At 75.5% G+C, this 14,420-nt stretch carries 11 protein-coding genes; 5 read left to right on the top strand and 6 right to left on the bottom strand.

From position 1 onward, the window contains the following. Positions 1 to 6: 6 nt before the first annotated feature. Positions 7 to 1,032 (top strand): tetratricopeptide repeat protein, encoded by a 1,026-nt coding sequence (locus ACFYPD_RS06275; RefSeq protein ID WP_387109639.1) that lies wholly within the window; start codon positions 7 to 9, stop codon positions 1,030 to 1,032. A 4-nt stretch (positions 1,033 to 1,036) separates the two neighbouring features. On the opposite strand, the gene ACFYPD_RS06270 is transcribed toward ACFYPD_RS06275, so the two are convergent. Together ACFYPD_RS06270 and ACFYPD_RS06265 are read right to left on the bottom strand one after the other, a co-directional pair. Continuing rightward, positions 1,037 to 1,984: a hypothetical protein gene (locus ACFYPD_RS06270; protein ID WP_387109638.1), complete on the bottom strand. Its 948-nt coding sequence runs from the start codon at positions 1,982 to 1,984 to the stop codon at positions 1,037 to 1,039. After that, on the bottom strand, positions 1,981 to 2,361 hold the full coding sequence (locus ACFYPD_RS06265) for a hypothetical protein (protein ID WP_387109636.1): 381 nt from the start codon (positions 2,359 to 2,361) through the stop codon (positions 1,981 to 1,983). Before ACFYPD_RS06265 ends, ACFYPD_RS06270 begins: the two co-directional genes overlap by 4 nt. A 160-nt stretch (positions 2,362 to 2,521) precedes the next feature. Between ACFYPD_RS06265 and ACFYPD_RS06260 the strand changes: the two genes are divergently transcribed. Next, the gene (locus ACFYPD_RS06260; protein ID WP_387109634.1) at positions 2,522 to 6,289 is read left to right on the top strand and encodes a CHAT domain-containing protein; all 3,768 of its coding nucleotides are present in this window, start codon (positions 2,522 to 2,524) and stop codon (positions 6,287 to 6,289) included. Between the two features lie 21 nt (positions 6,290 to 6,310). On the opposite strand, the gene ACFYPD_RS06255 is transcribed toward ACFYPD_RS06260, so the two are convergent. From ACFYPD_RS06255 to abc-f, 3 genes are all read right to left on the bottom strand, one after another. Continuing rightward, complete coding sequence (locus ACFYPD_RS06255) at positions 6,311 to 7,852, bottom strand: long-chain fatty acid--CoA ligase (protein ID WP_387109632.1); 1,542 nt, start codon at positions 7,850 to 7,852, stop codon at positions 6,311 to 6,313. Positions 7,853 to 7,971: 119 nt separating this feature from the next. Beyond that, a complete protein-coding gene (locus ACFYPD_RS06250) occupies positions 7,972 to 9,120 on the bottom strand; it encodes an acyl-CoA dehydrogenase family protein (RefSeq protein ID WP_387109630.1) in 1,149 nt (382 codons plus the stop codon). Positions 9,121 to 9,187: 67 nt separating this feature from the next. After that, complete coding sequence (gene abc-f / locus ACFYPD_RS06245) at positions 9,188 to 10,825, bottom strand: ribosomal protection-like ABC-F family protein (RefSeq protein ID WP_387109628.1); 1,638 nt, start codon at positions 10,823 to 10,825, stop codon at positions 9,188 to 9,190. 270 nt (positions 10,826 to 11,095) lie between these two features. On the opposite strand from abc-f, the gene ACFYPD_RS06240 reads away from it, so the two are divergent. Together ACFYPD_RS06240 and ACFYPD_RS06235 are read left to right on the top strand one after the other, a co-directional pair. Next, the gene (locus ACFYPD_RS06240; RefSeq protein ID WP_387109626.1) at positions 11,096 to 12,439 is read left to right on the top strand and encodes a glycoside hydrolase family 18 protein; all 1,344 of its coding nucleotides are present in this window, start codon (positions 11,096 to 11,098) and stop codon (positions 12,437 to 12,439) included. 167 nt (positions 12,440 to 12,606) lie between these two features. Beyond that, the gene (locus ACFYPD_RS06235; RefSeq protein WP_387109624.1) at positions 12,607 to 13,494 is read left to right on the top strand and encodes a hypothetical protein; all 888 of its coding nucleotides are present in this window, start codon (positions 12,607 to 12,609) and stop codon (positions 13,492 to 13,494) included. Between the two features lie 40 nt (positions 13,495 to 13,534). Here ACFYPD_RS06235 and ACFYPD_RS06230 read toward each other — a convergent pair whose 3' ends face one another. Further along, positions 13,535 to 14,086, bottom strand: a complete 552-nt coding sequence (locus ACFYPD_RS06230) for a DUF5872 domain-containing protein (RefSeq protein WP_387109622.1) — start codon at positions 14,084 to 14,086, stop codon at positions 13,535 to 13,537. 127 nt (positions 14,087 to 14,213) lie between these two features. Between ACFYPD_RS06230 and ACFYPD_RS06225 the strand changes: the two genes are divergently transcribed. Then, entirely contained in the window at positions 14,214 to 14,378 is a 165-nt protein-coding gene (locus ACFYPD_RS06225; protein ID WP_387109620.1) for a hypothetical protein, read from the top strand. Positions 14,379 to 14,420: the final 42 nt, after the last annotated feature.

Raw genomic sequence — 14,420 nt, 5'->3', positions numbered from 1 at the left:
GACCGGGTGTCATCGCTCGCGATACCCCACGTCACCTTCCTCGGTGGACATCCGCACCACACGGGCGAGACGACCGGGCTGACCGCCATCCTCGACCGCTCCGGCATCGGCCTGCGACGGCCGATCCGGCGGTTCCTTCGCTTTCCTTGGCCCACCCTCCGCGGGCTGGACATCCGCACCCCGAGCCTGATCTCCATGGCGCTCGACGGTCACGGCCTGCGGTCCGGCGGTGTCAACCTCGACCTACACCTGGCCCAAGGGGTGTGCCGGTTGCACGTCGAGGGCACGCCGGCGTCGGAGCTGCGGGACCGGCTCGCGGCGTGGGCGGCGGAGGAGGCGGGGCCGCCCGAGCCGCTGCCCGCCACGCCCCCACCGCCGCCACGCCAGGTGCGCGGTCCGGCCGACGTGGTCCGGGTGTCGCTCGACATCTGGCGGGCCGCCAGCGTCGGCCGGGAGTCCGTCCCCGACCGGAGCAGCCTGGTCTACCGGCTCAGCGTGGCCGAGAACCATCGCCTCTGCGGCCGGTTCACCGAGGCCGTCGCCCTGCTCGAACCCCTGGCCGCCGGAGCGGCGGCGGCGTTCGGGCCGCTCGACACCGACGCCCTGACCGTCCGCAACGCGCTCGGTCAGGCCTACCTGGCCGCCGGGCAGGTCGACGACGGCCTGGACGTGCTGCGGGAGGCGGTGACGGCCGCCGAGCACGGGCAGGGCGCCGACGGCGAACTCACCCTCGTCATCCGTAACAACCTCGCGGTCGGCTACCAGCAGGCCGGCCAGTACGCGCAGGCCGTCGAGCTGCACGAACAGAACATCCGGCACAGCGGGCGCAAGCACGGGCAGCTGAGTCGGCAGACGGTCGGCCGGCGCAACAACCTGGCCGCCACCCTGGCGCTGGCCGGCTACCGGCGGCGGGCGATCGGGCTCTACTGGGAGGTCCTCGACGCGCTGCCGGCCGACGCCCACGACGACACCCTGGCGGTCACCGCCCGGCAGAACCTCGCCATCCTGCACAACCCGTCCTGGCGACCGTGACCGGTCAGGGCAGGGGCGACGAACGCTCGGCCGAGCCGGCCCGGCGGGCGCGCGGCACCACGTCGTCCTTGCGGACGATGGCGGTGACCTGCTCGCCGATCTCGCGGGTGAGCCGGTCCGGGCACGGCAGTCCGAGCTGGACGGCCAGGTCCCGCCCGTACAGGTCGACGGCGGCCTCGGCCAGCTCGGCGTAGACCGCCACGGCCAGGCGGGCGCGGTAGCGCGCGGTGGGCAGCGCCACCAGGGCGACGACCAGGGCCGGCCACCAGAACGCCCCGAGGGCGGCGTACAGCAGGCCCCAGCCGACCAGCCGGGCGGCCGCCCCGCACCGCTCCTGCGCGGCCGCCAGTTCTCCCCGCGCCTCGTCCGGGAGCAGCAACCACAGGCGCGGCCACCCGCTCGCCAGGTCGAGGCCGTAGCCGCGGTGCACCCGGACGTCGGTCGCGTGCAGCCGATCGCCGATCCAGGTGGGCCGCGCCGGCTCCACGAGGCAGATCGCCGACCGGCGGGCGATGGCCCGGCGCGTACGCTCGCGCAGCGCGCTGTCGCCGGGGTCGGTGAGCAGCGCGCGTTCGGCGGTCAGCACGTCGGCGTCCGCCCTCTCCCAGCGGCGGCGGCGCCCGGCGGCGAGCCGGCCCAGCACCGGCCCGGACCCGGTCCGGCTCCACGTCCAGGAGACGAGCACGCCCACCGACTGCGCAACGAGCCCGGCCGCCGCCGCGCCGAGCAGGAACGCGACCGCGCCGATCAGCAGGCCCGCCCCCGATCCACCGGCCGGCCCGGCGGCCAGCCCGTCCCACCAGGCCGTCAGGGCGCGCTGGTCCACCGCGTGCCGCTGGCCCAGCACCTGGGCCAGCACCACCGCGGCGGCGAACAGCGCACCCGGCAGCAGCAGCGCCGCCGTCCACTTGGTCACCAGCTGCTTGCCAAGCTCGGCGAGGAGGGCGCTCACAACACGATCCGGCGCTGCCCGAACGGCACTCCGGTCAGCCCGCACACCGGCCGCTCACCGTCGCCCTCCGGGACCGCGCGGGGACACGGCAGCGGGCTCGGGCAGCTCCAGGCGACGACCGTGGGATGCCCGCCCCCGCCGAGCCACGCCTCGAACCCGCGTACGCCGGTGGTCAGCCCGTCGATGCCGTGGCGGGCGAAGGCGTCGTCGAGCCGGTCGAGGTCCTCCTCCAGGCGGTGGTCCAGCCGGCCCTGGGCGACGGCCTCGGCGATCCGGTCGAGCACGTCGGCGGCGCCGTAGCGCTCGGCGTGCTGGCGCAACTGCTCACCGGCGGCCTGCCGGCACAGGCGGCCGACGCGCTCCGCGACGAGTTCCACAGCTGCTCCCCGGGCACCGATTGACGTCCGCTGCCACCCTATCGACCCGGGCACGTCGCCACCGTCCCCAAAGGCGTGTCGTGCACCCGCTTCCGCCCTCCGGCCGGGGCGGGCAGGATGGGCACGGGAGATCGCAGGCCGACGCGGGGATCGAGTGGCGATGTCGAGACGGACCACCAGTGCCGCCGTACGGCGGGTCGCGGAGGTGCTCGCCGAATACGAGCGCACCGGTGACCCGTCCGTCCTCACGGGACCGGACCTGTCGGCCGACGCGCACCTCCTCGCCGCCGCGGCCGGTGACCGCGGCGCCGGTCGGGCGGCGGCGCGGGAGCTGGCCCGGCTCCACTGGTACCGCTACCTCGACCTGCCCGGGCTGGACGGTGTGCGGGAGCGCCGGGCGGCCGTCGCCCTGTTCCGCCAGGGGTGCCGCGACGACCCGGGCGGGGTGCCGGAGCTGATCCGGGACGAGCAGCCGGAGACCGGCCGGCCGGACGGGCCGCGCCTGTCCGACGTCCTGCTCAGCCCGCAGCAGGCCGACCGGATCGCGGGGCTGCGCCAGCGGTACCGGGAGGGTTCCGGCAAGGCCCTGCGGATGCTCGTCACGCTCTACCGGGAATGGTTGCCGCAGCTGGCCCGCGACCGCGACGAGTCGGCCGGCCTGCTCCGTGCCGCGTTGCTGACCGACCTCGCCGAGGCGCTGACGACGCTGGCCGAGGACGGCGGGGACGCCCGGACCTACGACGAGGCGCTGGACGCCCTGACGCAGGCCCTGGAGGCCACCTCGGCGCGGGACCCGCACAAGCTGCACCGGCTGCTCCGCCGCGGCCACCTGTTCACCCTCTACTTCGACCGGGGCGCCGGCCCGCGGGCCCTGGAGCTGGCCGTGGGCGACCACCGCCGGGCCGCGCAGCTCGCCTGGGGGCGCCAGCCCACCGATCCGCGCGTGGTGTCGTGGCTCGGCACGGCGCTGTGCCGGCTGCACGACATCCCGGAACAGGCGTCGGTGGAGCTCCTGCTGGAGGCGACCGCCGCCTGGCGCGACGCCGTCCTCACCACGCCGCCGGACCACCCGGGGTCGGCGCCGGCCCTGGAGCGGCTGAACACCGTCGTCAACGTGCTGGCCCGCGAGATCGGCGCGGATCCGGCCAGCATGATCGTCACCGCCGCCGACGAGCCGGCGGTGCTCGACCGGCTGCTGTGGCGGGCCGAGGAGACAGCCGATCGGATCTCGGTGGACGCCGCACCGCCGGCGCTGGTCGAGCGGTACGAGTCGGCCGCCGTGCTGGCCGCCGCGGTGCCCGGCTTCCATCCGGGGCGGCCGCGGGCCCTGCTCCTGCTCGGCGAGGCGGAGCTGGCCCGCTGGGAACACGGCGGCGAACTGGAGGGCGCGGGGCGGGCGGCATCCTGGGCGCAGCTCGCCCTGGACGCCGCCGGGCCGGGGCACCCGCTGCGGCGGCAGGCACTCAACCTGCTCGCGGGCGCGGCCGCCCGGGCCGGGGTGCACGGGCAGGAGGAACACCTGGTCGAGGTCGCCGTCTCCGCCGCGCGCGCGGCGCTGGACCTGGCCGACGGGCAGCCGGACACGCGTCCGCAGCAGCTCGTGGTCCTCGCCGGCACCCTGGCTGACGCCGGCTGGCTCGCCGAGGATCCGGAGCTGGTGGACGAGGCGCTGCGCTACCAGCGGGAGGCGCTGGAGCAGACGCCCGCGCACCACGAGTCGTACCCGCTGCGGCTGATGCGGCTCGCCGACATGCTGTCCCGCCGGGCGGCGCTGGCACCCGACGACACGCTGCTCGCCGAGGCCGTGGAGACCAGCCGGCGCGCCGCCGAGGCGCTGCCCGGTGACGACCCCCGCCGGGTCGGGTTCCTGCACAACCAGGCGAGCAGCCTGGCTCTCCTCTCGGTGCGCCGGGCCGACGAGGCCGGCCTGCTGGCGGCCGAACGCACGTTCCGCGACGCGCTCGCCCTGCTGCCGCCGGAACACCCGGACCAGCCCCGCATCGGCAGCTCGATCGCGGACACCCGGTACCAGCGGTATCTGCTGGGCGGTGACCGCGACGTGCTGGCCGACGCCGTGCGGCTGGCCCGGCAGGCGGTGGCGCAGACCCCGACCGGGCACCACTGGTGGTCGCTGCGGGCCGGGCTCCTGGCCCGGGCCGCGGCGGCGCTGGCCAGGGCGGGCGGCCCGGACGCCGACCGGGCGAGGACCGAGGCCATCGCGACGTACGCCGCCATCGCCGCGTCGTCCGTGGTGGACCCGGCGACCGCGATCGACGCGGAACGCCAGCAGGCCGAGCTGGCCCGGGAGGCCGGCGACCCGGCAGCCCGGCTGGCCGCCCTGGAGCGGGCGGTGCGGCAGTTGCCCGCCTCGGTCGACCGGTCGTCGTCCGGGCACCGCCGGCTCGGCACGGTCGCCGCGCTGGGCGGGGTGGCGACCGAGGCCGCCGCCGCGGCGATCGCGGCCGGCGACGCCGACGGCGCCGTCGAACTTCTGGAACGCGGCCGGGGTCTGCTGTTCCACGAGGCCCTGGGGATCCGCGGTGGCCGCGTGGAGCTGCGCGCGATCGACGCACCGCTCGCCGCGGAACTCGACCGGATCGACCGGAAGCTGGCCGAGGCGGACGCCTACACGCAGGTCCGGAAGTTCACCATCCAGGTGGAACGCCGGACGGAGGCCGGCGAGGTGGTGGCCAGCTCCACCACCGACTGGGACCCCCGACCGGTCTGGCTCGCCCAGACCCGGCAGCTCGCCGCCGAACGGGACCGGGTGGTCGAGCGGATCCGGCGGCTGCCGGGGTTCGCCGACTTCCTCCGGCCGCCGTCGATGCCGCTGCTGCGCCAACGACTGGCCGGGATGCCGGTCGCCGTCGTCACCACGCACGGCGACCGGGGCGACGCCCTGCTCGTCCCGGCGGACCCGGAGCGGCCCGTGCGGCCGGTGCGCCTGCCCGACCTGCGCGCTGCCACGGTCCAGCGGCACGTCGTGCGCTGGTACGCGGCCGTGGCCGACGCGACCGACCCGGCCGTGCCGTTCGACCGGCGCGCCGCCGCCCAGGAGGAGCTGCACGGCATCCTGGCCTGGCTGTGGGACGCCGTCGCCGGGCCGGTGCTCGACCTCCTGGCCCCGGCGGACGGCCCGCCGCCGCGGATCTGGTGGTGCCCGGCCGGCCCGCTGGCCCGGCTCCCGCTGCACGCGGCCGGTCACCACCGGGAGCCGGGCGGCCGGCGTACGGTCCTCGACCGTGCGGTGTCGTCCTGGACGCCGACCCTCACGGCCCTGGCCCACGCGGGGGCGGACCGGCCGCCACGGCCGGCGCCCGCCACGGCCGCCGTCGTCGGCGTGCCGACCGCGCGGGACCTGCCGGCGCTGTCCCAGGTACGCGCGGAGGTCGAGGAGGTCGCCCGGCTGATGCCCGGCTCCACGGTGCTGGCCGGGACCGAGGTGGCGCCCGACGCGGTCGAGGACGCGCTCCGGGACCACCCGATCGCGCACTTCGCCTGCCACGCCGAGGCCGACACGCGCGTCGCCTCGATGCTGACCGGCGGGCTGCGCCTCGGCGGCGGGCGCTCGCTCAGCCCGCACATGGTGGGCTCCTACCATCTGGAGCGGGCCGAACTGGCCTTCCTGTCCGCGTGCGGCTCCGCCGCGACGCACCCCCGGTTCACCGATGAACCGCTGCACCTGGCGGCGGCCTTCCAGCTCGCCGGCTTCCGGGGAGTGATCGGCACGACCTGGCGGACCCCGGACAGCGCGCGGGTCGCCGCGGCGTTCTACGCCGGGTTGACCGACGGCGGCACCCGCCCGCCGGACACCGCCGCGGCGGCCCGGGTGCTCACCGACACGGTACGGGCCGTCCGCGAGGAATTCCCGGCGACGCCGACCCGGTGGGCCGGCCACCTCCACGTCGGACTGAACCGGCCGCTGTGACCGCTTCGACCGCCGGGGTGATCAGTCCGCCGACGGCGCCACCGTGCGGCGCAACTCCCGCTTGAGTACCTTGTGACTCGGCCCGATCGGCAGCGCGTCGACGTAGCGGACCTGGCGCGGGTACTTGTGGCGGCCCAGGTGCGCGCGGGACCAGTCGATCAGCTCCTGCTCGGCCGGCAGGCCGGGGCCGGCCGGGTCGGCCACCACCACCGCGCAGACCTCCTCGCCGTGCCGTGGGTCGGGCACGCCGATCACGGCCACCTGGCCGACGGCGGGGTGGCGGGCCAGGACCTCCTCGACCTCGCGCGGGTAGACGTTGAAGCCGCCCCGGATGATCAGGTCCTTCTTGCGGTCCACGATGGTGATGAACCCCTCGGCGTCCTTGCGCCCCAGGTCGCCGCTGCGGAACCAGCCGTCGACCACCGCCTCCGCGGTCGCCTCGGGCCGCCCGAGGTAGCCGGCGAAGACGTTGTGCCCGCGGATGACGATCTCGCCGAGCTCGCCGGTCGGCAGCAGCTCGATCCGGTCGTCCAGGTCGGCGCGGGCGATCTCCACCTCGACGCCCCAGACCGGGTGCCCGATGGTGCCGGGGCGGGTGCCGAAGTGCGGCTGGTTGGTCGTCGCCGTGGGTGAGGTCTCGGAGAGCCCGTAGCCCTCGAAGATCGTCGTGTCGAAGGCGGCGTGGAACCGTTCCAGCACGGCCACCGGCAGTGACGCCCCGCCGGAGACGCACAGCCGCAGTCGGGGCAGGGTGGCCCGGTCCCGGGCGGCGTCGAGCAGCGCCACGTACATGGTGGGCACGCCGTGGAAGACGTTCACCCCCTCGGCCAGCATGAGGTCGATGGCGGCCGGCCCGGTGAACCGGCTCAGCAGCACCAGGGTGGCGCCGACGCGGAAGGTGCCGTTCATCGCCACGGTCTGGCCGAAGCTGTGGAACAGCGGCAGGCAGCCGAGCACCACGTCGGTCTGGCGCGCGTCGTTGGCGTCGAAGACGTTGACGGTGGCGTTCATGACCAGGTTAAGGTGGGTGAGCAGGGCGCCCTTGGGCACGCCGGTGGTGCCGCTGGTGTAGAGCACCACGGCGGTGTCCTCCGCCTGGCGGGTGACGTACGACGGCAGCGCCGGCAGCGGCTCGCTCACCTCCTCCAGCCGGGACACGCCGGTGCCGCCCGGTCCGACGGTCACCAGCGGGACGCCCGCCGCCGCCGCGGCCGCGGCGCCCAGGGCGAGCTGCGAGCCGTGGCAGACCAGCAGCTTCGCGCCGCTGTCGCGGAGCACGTGCACCGCCTCGTCCACGGTCAGCAGCAGGTGCACCGGCACCAGCACCGCGCCGGCGGCCAGGGCGCCGTAGTAGACCCGCGGGAAGTCGACCACGTTCGGGGCCAGCAGGGCCACCGGATCCCCCGGGGCGACGCCCAGCTCCCGCAGGCCGGCGGCGTACCCGCGGGCCTGCCGCCACAGCTCGGCGTAGCTGACCCGGGTGTCCCCGTCGACCACGGCCACGGTGTCCGGGTGCCGCCGGGCGGCCTCGGCCAGCACCATGGCCAGCGACAGCGCGGTCACCGGGCCGCGCCCCGGATCGGGCGGCGGACCGTCCCGCCGGTCGCCGCGGCCGGCTTCTCGATGCAGGCGTAGCTCCTCATGCCGGATGCCCTCCCGGGTCGGTGAGTTCTTTGGTGTGGTCAGAAGGCGTTGACGCCGGTGAGCGCGCGTCCGATGAGCAGTTGCTGGATCTGGCTGGTGCCCTCGTAGAGGGTCATGACGCGGGCGTCCCGCAGGTACTTGCCGGCCGGGAACTCGTCGATGTAGCCGTATCCGCCGAAGACCTGGACGGCGTTGTTGGCGGCGCGCACGGCGGCCTCGCTGGCGAAGAGCTTGGCCATCGATGCCTCGGTGGCGAACGGCTCGCCGCGGTCGACGAGGTCGGCCACCCGCCACACGAGCAGCCGGGCGGCGGCGGTGTCGACGGCGATGCCGGCGATCAGCTGCTGCACGAGTTGGTGGCCGGCGATGGGCTTGCCGAACTGGGTGCGCTGCCCGGCGTAGCCGACCGCGGCGTCCAGGCAGCCCTGCGCGATGCCGACGCAGCCGGCGGCCACCGACATCCGGCCCTTGGCCAGGGTGGCCAGGGCGAGCCGGAAACCGCCGCCCTCCGGGCCGAGACGCGCCGAGTCGGGCACCCGGACGGCCTCGAACCGGAGTTCCGCGGTGGCCTGCCCGCGCAGGCCGAGCTTGCCGTGGATCTGCCGGCGGGTGAGCCCGGCGGCCCCGGTGGGCACCAGGAACGCGGTGATGCCCCGGTGCCCCGGGCCGCCGGTGCGGGCGAAGACCAGTGCCACGTCGGCGGTGGTGCCGTTGGTGATGAACGTCTTGGTGCCGGTGATCAGCCAGTCGCCGCCGTCGCGGACCGCCCGGGTACGCAGCGCGGCCGCGTCCGAGCCGCTGTCCGGTTCGGTGAGCGCGAAGCAGCCCAGTGCGGCGCCGGAGCAGAGCCGGGGCAGCCACTCCTCCTTCTGGGCGGCCGACCCGTGCGCGGCGACGGACTTGGCGACCAGTCCGAGGGACACCGAGACGATGCCCCGGACGGCGGAGTCGCCCCGGCCGAGCTCCTCCAGCACGAGGCAATAGGTGAGGTGGTCGCCGCCGGACCCGCCGTCCTCCTCGGGGACGGTGAGCCCGAGGAAGCCGAGCCGCCCCAGCTTCCCGACGACGTCGGGGTCGACCTCCTCCCGCCGGTCCCAGGCCGCCGCGTGCGGCACCACCTCCCGGTCGACGAACTCGGCGGCGAGCCGACGAGCCGCCACCTGCTCGGCGGAGAGCTGAAGGTCCATCGGCTTAAACTAGCGGCGCAAGTTTAAGTCCGTCCAGACCCGCCTTCCGAGACGGGCGCGGCGGGGCTCAGGTCGGGTCGGGTGCGGGCACCTCGCGGAGCCGGCCGTCGTCGAGGCGGAGCCACCGCCGCACGCCGATGTCGGCGAGGAACCGCTCGTCGTGGCTCACCACCACGAACGCTCCCCGGTAGGCGCCCAGGGCGTTCTCCAACTGGCTCGCGCTGACCAGGTCGAGGTTGTTCGTCGGCTCATCCAGCAGCAGCAGGTGGGGCGCCGGCTGCGCGTACAGGACACAGGCGAGGGTCGCCCGCAGGCGTTCGCCGCCGGAGAGCACGCCGACCGGCAGGTGGGCCCGCGCGCCGCGGAAGAGGAACCGAGCGAGCAGGTTCATCCGCTCGGCGGGCGGCCGGTCGGGGGCGTACGCGGCGAAGTTCTCCGCCACCGTGCGGTCCGGGTCGAGCAGGTCCAGCCGCTGCGACAGGTACGCGACCCGGCCCTCGCCCCGGCGCACCTGTCCGCCCTCCGGGTCGAGGTCCCCCTCCAGCAGCCGGAGCAGGGTGGACTTGCCGGCGCCGTTGGGTCCGGTCAGGGCGATCCGCTCGGGCCCCCGGATGGTCAGGTCCACCCCGGCGCCAGCGAAGACGGCCCGCCCGTCGTGGTGGATCTGCATCCGCTCCCCCGCCACGACCGTCCGGCCGGCGGGGACGGTGGTCTCCGGCAGGTCGAGGGTCAGCGTCTGGTCCTCGCGCAGCGCCCGGCTGGCCTCGTCGAGCCGGGACTGGGCCTCGGTTACGCGGTTGGCGTGCATCTGCCGGGACCGGCCGGCCGACTCCTGGGCGCTGCGCTTGAGCCCGCCGGCGACGATCCGGGCCAGGCCGGCGCTGTCGAGGTTGCGGGCGGCGTTGCCGGCCCGCCGTTCGGCCCGCTCCCGAGCCTGCTGCATCTCCCGCTTCTCCCGCTTCACCTCCTGCTCGGCGCCGCGCACGGTGCGCTCGGCCGCCTCCCGGGCCGCCCGGGCGGCCTCCTCGTACGCGGTGAAGTTCCCGCCGAACAGGCGCACCTCCCCGCGGTCGAGTTCGGCGATGCGGTCCATCCGGTCCAGCAGGGCCCGGTCGTGGCTGACCAGCAGCAGGCAGCCGGACCATTCCTGGAGCACCGCGTAGAGGCGGTGCCGTGCGTCGAGGTCGAGGTTGTTCGTCGGCTCGTCGAGCAGCAGCACGTCGGGGCGGCGGAGCAGTTGCGCGGCGAGGCCGAGGGAGACGACCTGCCCGCCGCTGAGGGTGGCCAGCCGCCGGTCGAGCGGGACGTCCCCCAGGCCCAGCCGGTCGAGTTCGGCCCGGCTGCGCTCCTCCACGTCCCAGTCGTCGCCGATGGTGCCGAAGTGCTCCTCGGCCGCGTCGCCGGCCTCGATGGCGTGCAAGGCCCGGAGCACCGCGTCGACGCCCAGCACCTGGGCCACGGTCAGGTCGCCGGCCAGTGGCAGGTTCTGCGGCAGGTAGCCGAGCACGCCGTCCACGGTCACGGCGCCGCCGGTGGGGGTGAGGTCGCCGGCGATCAGCCGCAGCAGGGTGGTCTTGCCGGCGCCGTTCGGCGCGACCAGGCCGGTGCGGCCGGGCGGCACGGTGAAGGACAGATCCTGGAAGACCGGGGTGTCGTCCGGCCAGGAGAAGGAGAGGTTGGTGCACACGACACAGGTGTCGGACATATCGAAGAGACCCTCAGGGGTGGAGCCGGGCAGGGCACGGCCGCCCGGAATGACGAGACAGGGATGCGACGAACTGGGCCGGGATCACCCGGAGATGTCGTCGTCGCCCGTCATGTCTGTCTCCTTCGAGTCGGCGCGCAGCCTCTCGGCGCGCACCCACCAGCCTAGCAACTCCGCGCGGCGCTCTTGACCTCGATTGACGACCGGCTTAGCTTCATCGATCAGAAAGGTCTCTTAACTAATCCCGCTCCGTCCGCCGTGGGAGTGCCGATGCGACCGTTCCGCCACCGCCGCCTCACCGCCGTCGTCGCCCTGTCGACCCTGCTGCTCACCGCCGCACCACCGAGCGCCGCGAGCGCGGCGGACGGCTCCGCCCGCCGGACCGGATACCACCGGGTCGGCTACTTCACCCAGTGGGGCATCTACGGCCGGGCCTTCCCGGTCAAGAAGCTCGACACCTCCGGGGCGGCGAGCCGCCTCACCCACGTCAACTACGCCTTCGGCAACGTCAGCGCCGACGGACGCTGCTACGTGGACGGTGGGCCGGGCGAGGGGGACGCCTGGGCCGACTACCAGCGCACCGTCCCGGCGGAGGAGAGCGTCGACGGCGTCGCCGACGCCTGGGGCGAGCCGCTCAACGGCAACTTCGGCCAGCTGGCCAAGCTCAAGACCCGGCACCCCGACCTGAAGGTGATGATCTCGCTGGGCGGCTGGAGTTGGTCGACGTACTTCTCCGACGCCGCCCGCACCGACGCCTCCCGCCGGGCGTTCGTCGCCTCCTGCATCGAGCTCTACCTGAAGGGGAACCTGCCGGTCCTGGACGGCGGCAGCGGCGGCCCGGGCGCCGCCGCCGGCGTCTTCGACGGCTTCGACCTGGACTGGGAGTGGCCGAACTGGCCCGGTGAACCGGGCAACGTGGTCCGCCCCGAGGACCGGGAGAACTTCACCAAGCTGCTCGCCGAGTTCCGCCGGCAACTCGACGCGTACAGCCGGCAGACCCGCCGGCACTACGCGCTGACCGCGTTCCTGCCGGCCAACCCGGCCACCATGGACGCCGGCTACGAGGGCCGGAAGATCTTCCGCTACCTCGACTTCGCCACCGTGCAGGGATACGACTTCCACGGTTCCTGGGATCCGGTGACGAACCAGCAGTCGGCGCTGCGCGTGCCGGCGGGCGCCCCGGACGACCCGGACTTCTCCGCCGAGGTGGCGATCGACGGCTGGCTCGCCCGCGGCGCGCCGCGTGGGAAGCTGGTCCTGGGCATCCCCTACTACGGCCGCGGCTGGACCGGCGTGACCGGCGGCGGGGACGGGCTGTTCCAACCGGCGGCCGGGCCCGCACCGGCCACCTTCGAGGCCGGCTCCGAGGACTACCGGCAACTCAAGACCCTGGCCGGCAAGGGCTACACCGTGCACCGCGACCTGCGCGCCGGCCACGCCTGGTTGTTCGACGGCACGACCCTCTGGACGTACGACGATCCGCTGGTGGTGCTCCAGAAGACGCTCTACATCCGGCGGGCCGGGCTGGCCGGGGCGATGGTCTGGTCCCTCGACGGCGACGACGACAACGCCACGCTGACCAGGACGATCAGCGTGGGTCTCGCCACGCCGTAGCGCACGTCGCCGCCTTCGCCGCCGGCCGCCCTGGGGCTGGCGGCGGAGGCGGCGCGCCCCGAGGATCGTCCCGCCCCGGACCGGGGTCGGCGGAACCGCCGGTCCCGGCCCCTCGTCCCATCACCGGACGCCCGAGAAACGACCGGGCCGGCGGAGGGGGCGGGACGATGCGGCGCAGCAGGCACCTGATGGCGGCCGTCGCGGTGGGCATCCTGCTGGCGGGCTGCGCCGCCGGCTCGGAGGCGACCACCGGCTCGCCGGGCATGAGCGCGGGCCCCACGGGCGGTGGATCGTCCCCTGACCCGGTCGCGCTGATCGGCAACTGGACGGTGACCGCCGTCGACGGAGGCCGCGGCGTGCTGCGGCTCGCTCCCCCCGACCAGGGCGACCTGCTGTGGTTCGACCGCTGCGGAGTGTCGATGGGGACGTGGCGGGCGGGTGCTGGCGGCCTGTTCGTGGCCGAGCTTTCCGGACTCTCGCCGTCCGACCAGCCGGGCTGTCCGTCCGATCCGCGGCGCGGACCCGCCTGGCTGCCCCGGGCCACCGCCTTCCGCATGGCCGGGAACACCCCGATCCTCCTCGACGACCAGGGCCGGCAGGTCGCCCGGCTGGCGCCCGGCGCGAGGCCCACCCCCGGGCCCCACCTGCTGCCGGCGCTGGCCGAGCCGCCCGTGGTCACGCCCGAGGTCCGGCGCGCCCTCGCGCCGGCCGCCGCGCTGCCGGCGGTCCTCACGCCGGCCGGCCGGGCCGCCCTGCTCGGCCGCTGGGTACCCGCCGGTCCACAGCGGGGCGGGCCGGCACCGGCGTACGTGGAGATGCGTGACGACGGCGGATGGCGCGGCTCCGACGGCTGCAACGGCCAGGGTGGCCGGTGGGTCGCCGGGGCGGAGGGCGCCCTGCTCGCCACCGCCGGCCCCAGCACGCTGATCGGCTGCGCGAACGTCCCGGTGGCACTCTGGCTGTCCGGGGCGTCCCGGGCGGGACTGGACGGCGACGTGCTGGTGCTCGTGGACACCCGGGGCGGGGAGACGGGCCGGTTGCGGCGCGACGGCTGACGGACCGCCCCGGCCGGGGGGTCCGCGCCGGGCAGCGTCGTCAGCGCCGGGCCAGCTCCGACTCCAGCCGCTGGACGAGCGTCTTGCGGTCCTTGCCGCCGCGCTCGCGCCGCAGCGCGGCCCGGAGTTGGCGCGTGTCGAGGCCACGGACCAGCTTGACCGCCTCCGTGACCGGCAGGTCCGACAGTTGCCCCGCCGAGGTGGCCTCCCGGCGGGCGCGCTTCGCCGGTCCCGTGTTGGCCACGAACTGCCGCCCGGACCGCGACGCCTGCCGCTTCTTCGTGTCGGTGTCGCGCCGCTGCTCGTCCGAAAGCTGTTGCCACGCCCGTTTGGGCAGGTAACGCGCGGTCTCACCGTTCCGGCGCGCACGGGTGGAGCCCGACCGGGTCTGCCACTCCTCGGCGCCCCACCGCTGCAGTGACCGCTGCCGCTGGTCCCTGGGTCCCTCGAAGCCCCCGCCGCGCTTCTTGTACTCGTTGGTGAGCAGTTGCGACTTGCGCGCCGACCACTGCCCGGGCCGGCCACCCTTGTCGGAGGCCTGGATCTCCTCCTTGAGCTGCTCCCGGAGTTCGGGCTTCGTGTACCTGGCCATGCGGAAGGCGTTCCCGGGACGGCGGGCCACATGCGTCCGGCCGGCCGAATCGGCGCGGGCTCCGCCGGTCGTATTCTGCCGGTATGGCGGATCCGGTCTGGGCCGACGGCGAGGCGTACGTGGGCCGGTGGAGCCGGCTGGTCGCGCGCGACTTCCTGGCCTGCTGGCGCTCCCGCCCGGCCTGCGCTGGCTGGACGTGGGCTGCGGCACCGGCGCGCTGACCGCGACCGTGCTGGCCGGGGCGGATCCGCCGCACGTCACCTGGGCGGTCCACGGCATCGCGCCGTCGTGACCGCGCCCGCCGCGCCCGGGACCGGGCCGGGCCGTGCGACCG

It is taken from the genome of Micromonospora sp. NPDC005299 (genome assembly GCF_042872345.1).
Taxonomy (GTDB): domain Bacteria; phylum Actinomycetota; class Actinomycetes; order Mycobacteriales; family Micromonosporaceae; genus Micromonospora.
The sequence above is the reverse complement of the archived record's forward strand: the minus strand, read 5'-3'. Positions and strand labels throughout refer to the sequence as shown.

Bases quoted from the DNA above. Each gene is read 5' to 3' on its own strand.
- ACFYPD_RS06260 (WP_387109634.1), top strand. From the start codon at position 2,522: ATGTCGAGACGGACCACCAGTGCCGCCGTACGGCGGGTCGCGGAGGTG.
- ACFYPD_RS06250 (WP_387109630.1), bottom strand. From the start codon at position 9,120: ATGGACCTTCAGCTCTCCGCCGAGCAGGTGGCGGCTCGTCGGCTCGCC.
- abc-f (WP_387109628.1), bottom strand. From the start codon at position 10,825: ATGTCCGACACCTGTGTCGTGTGCACCAACCTCTCCTTCTCCTGGCCG.
- ACFYPD_RS06240 (WP_387109626.1), top strand. From the start codon at position 11,096: ATGCGACCGTTCCGCCACCGCCGCCTCACCGCCGTCGTCGCCCTGTCG.
- ACFYPD_RS06235 (WP_387109624.1), top strand. From the start codon at position 12,607: ATGCGGCGCAGCAGGCACCTGATGGCGGCCGTCGCGGTGGGCATCCTG.
- ACFYPD_RS06230 (WP_387109622.1), bottom strand. From the start codon at position 14,086: ATGGCCAGGTACACGAAGCCCGAACTCCGGGAGCAGCTCAAGGAGGAG.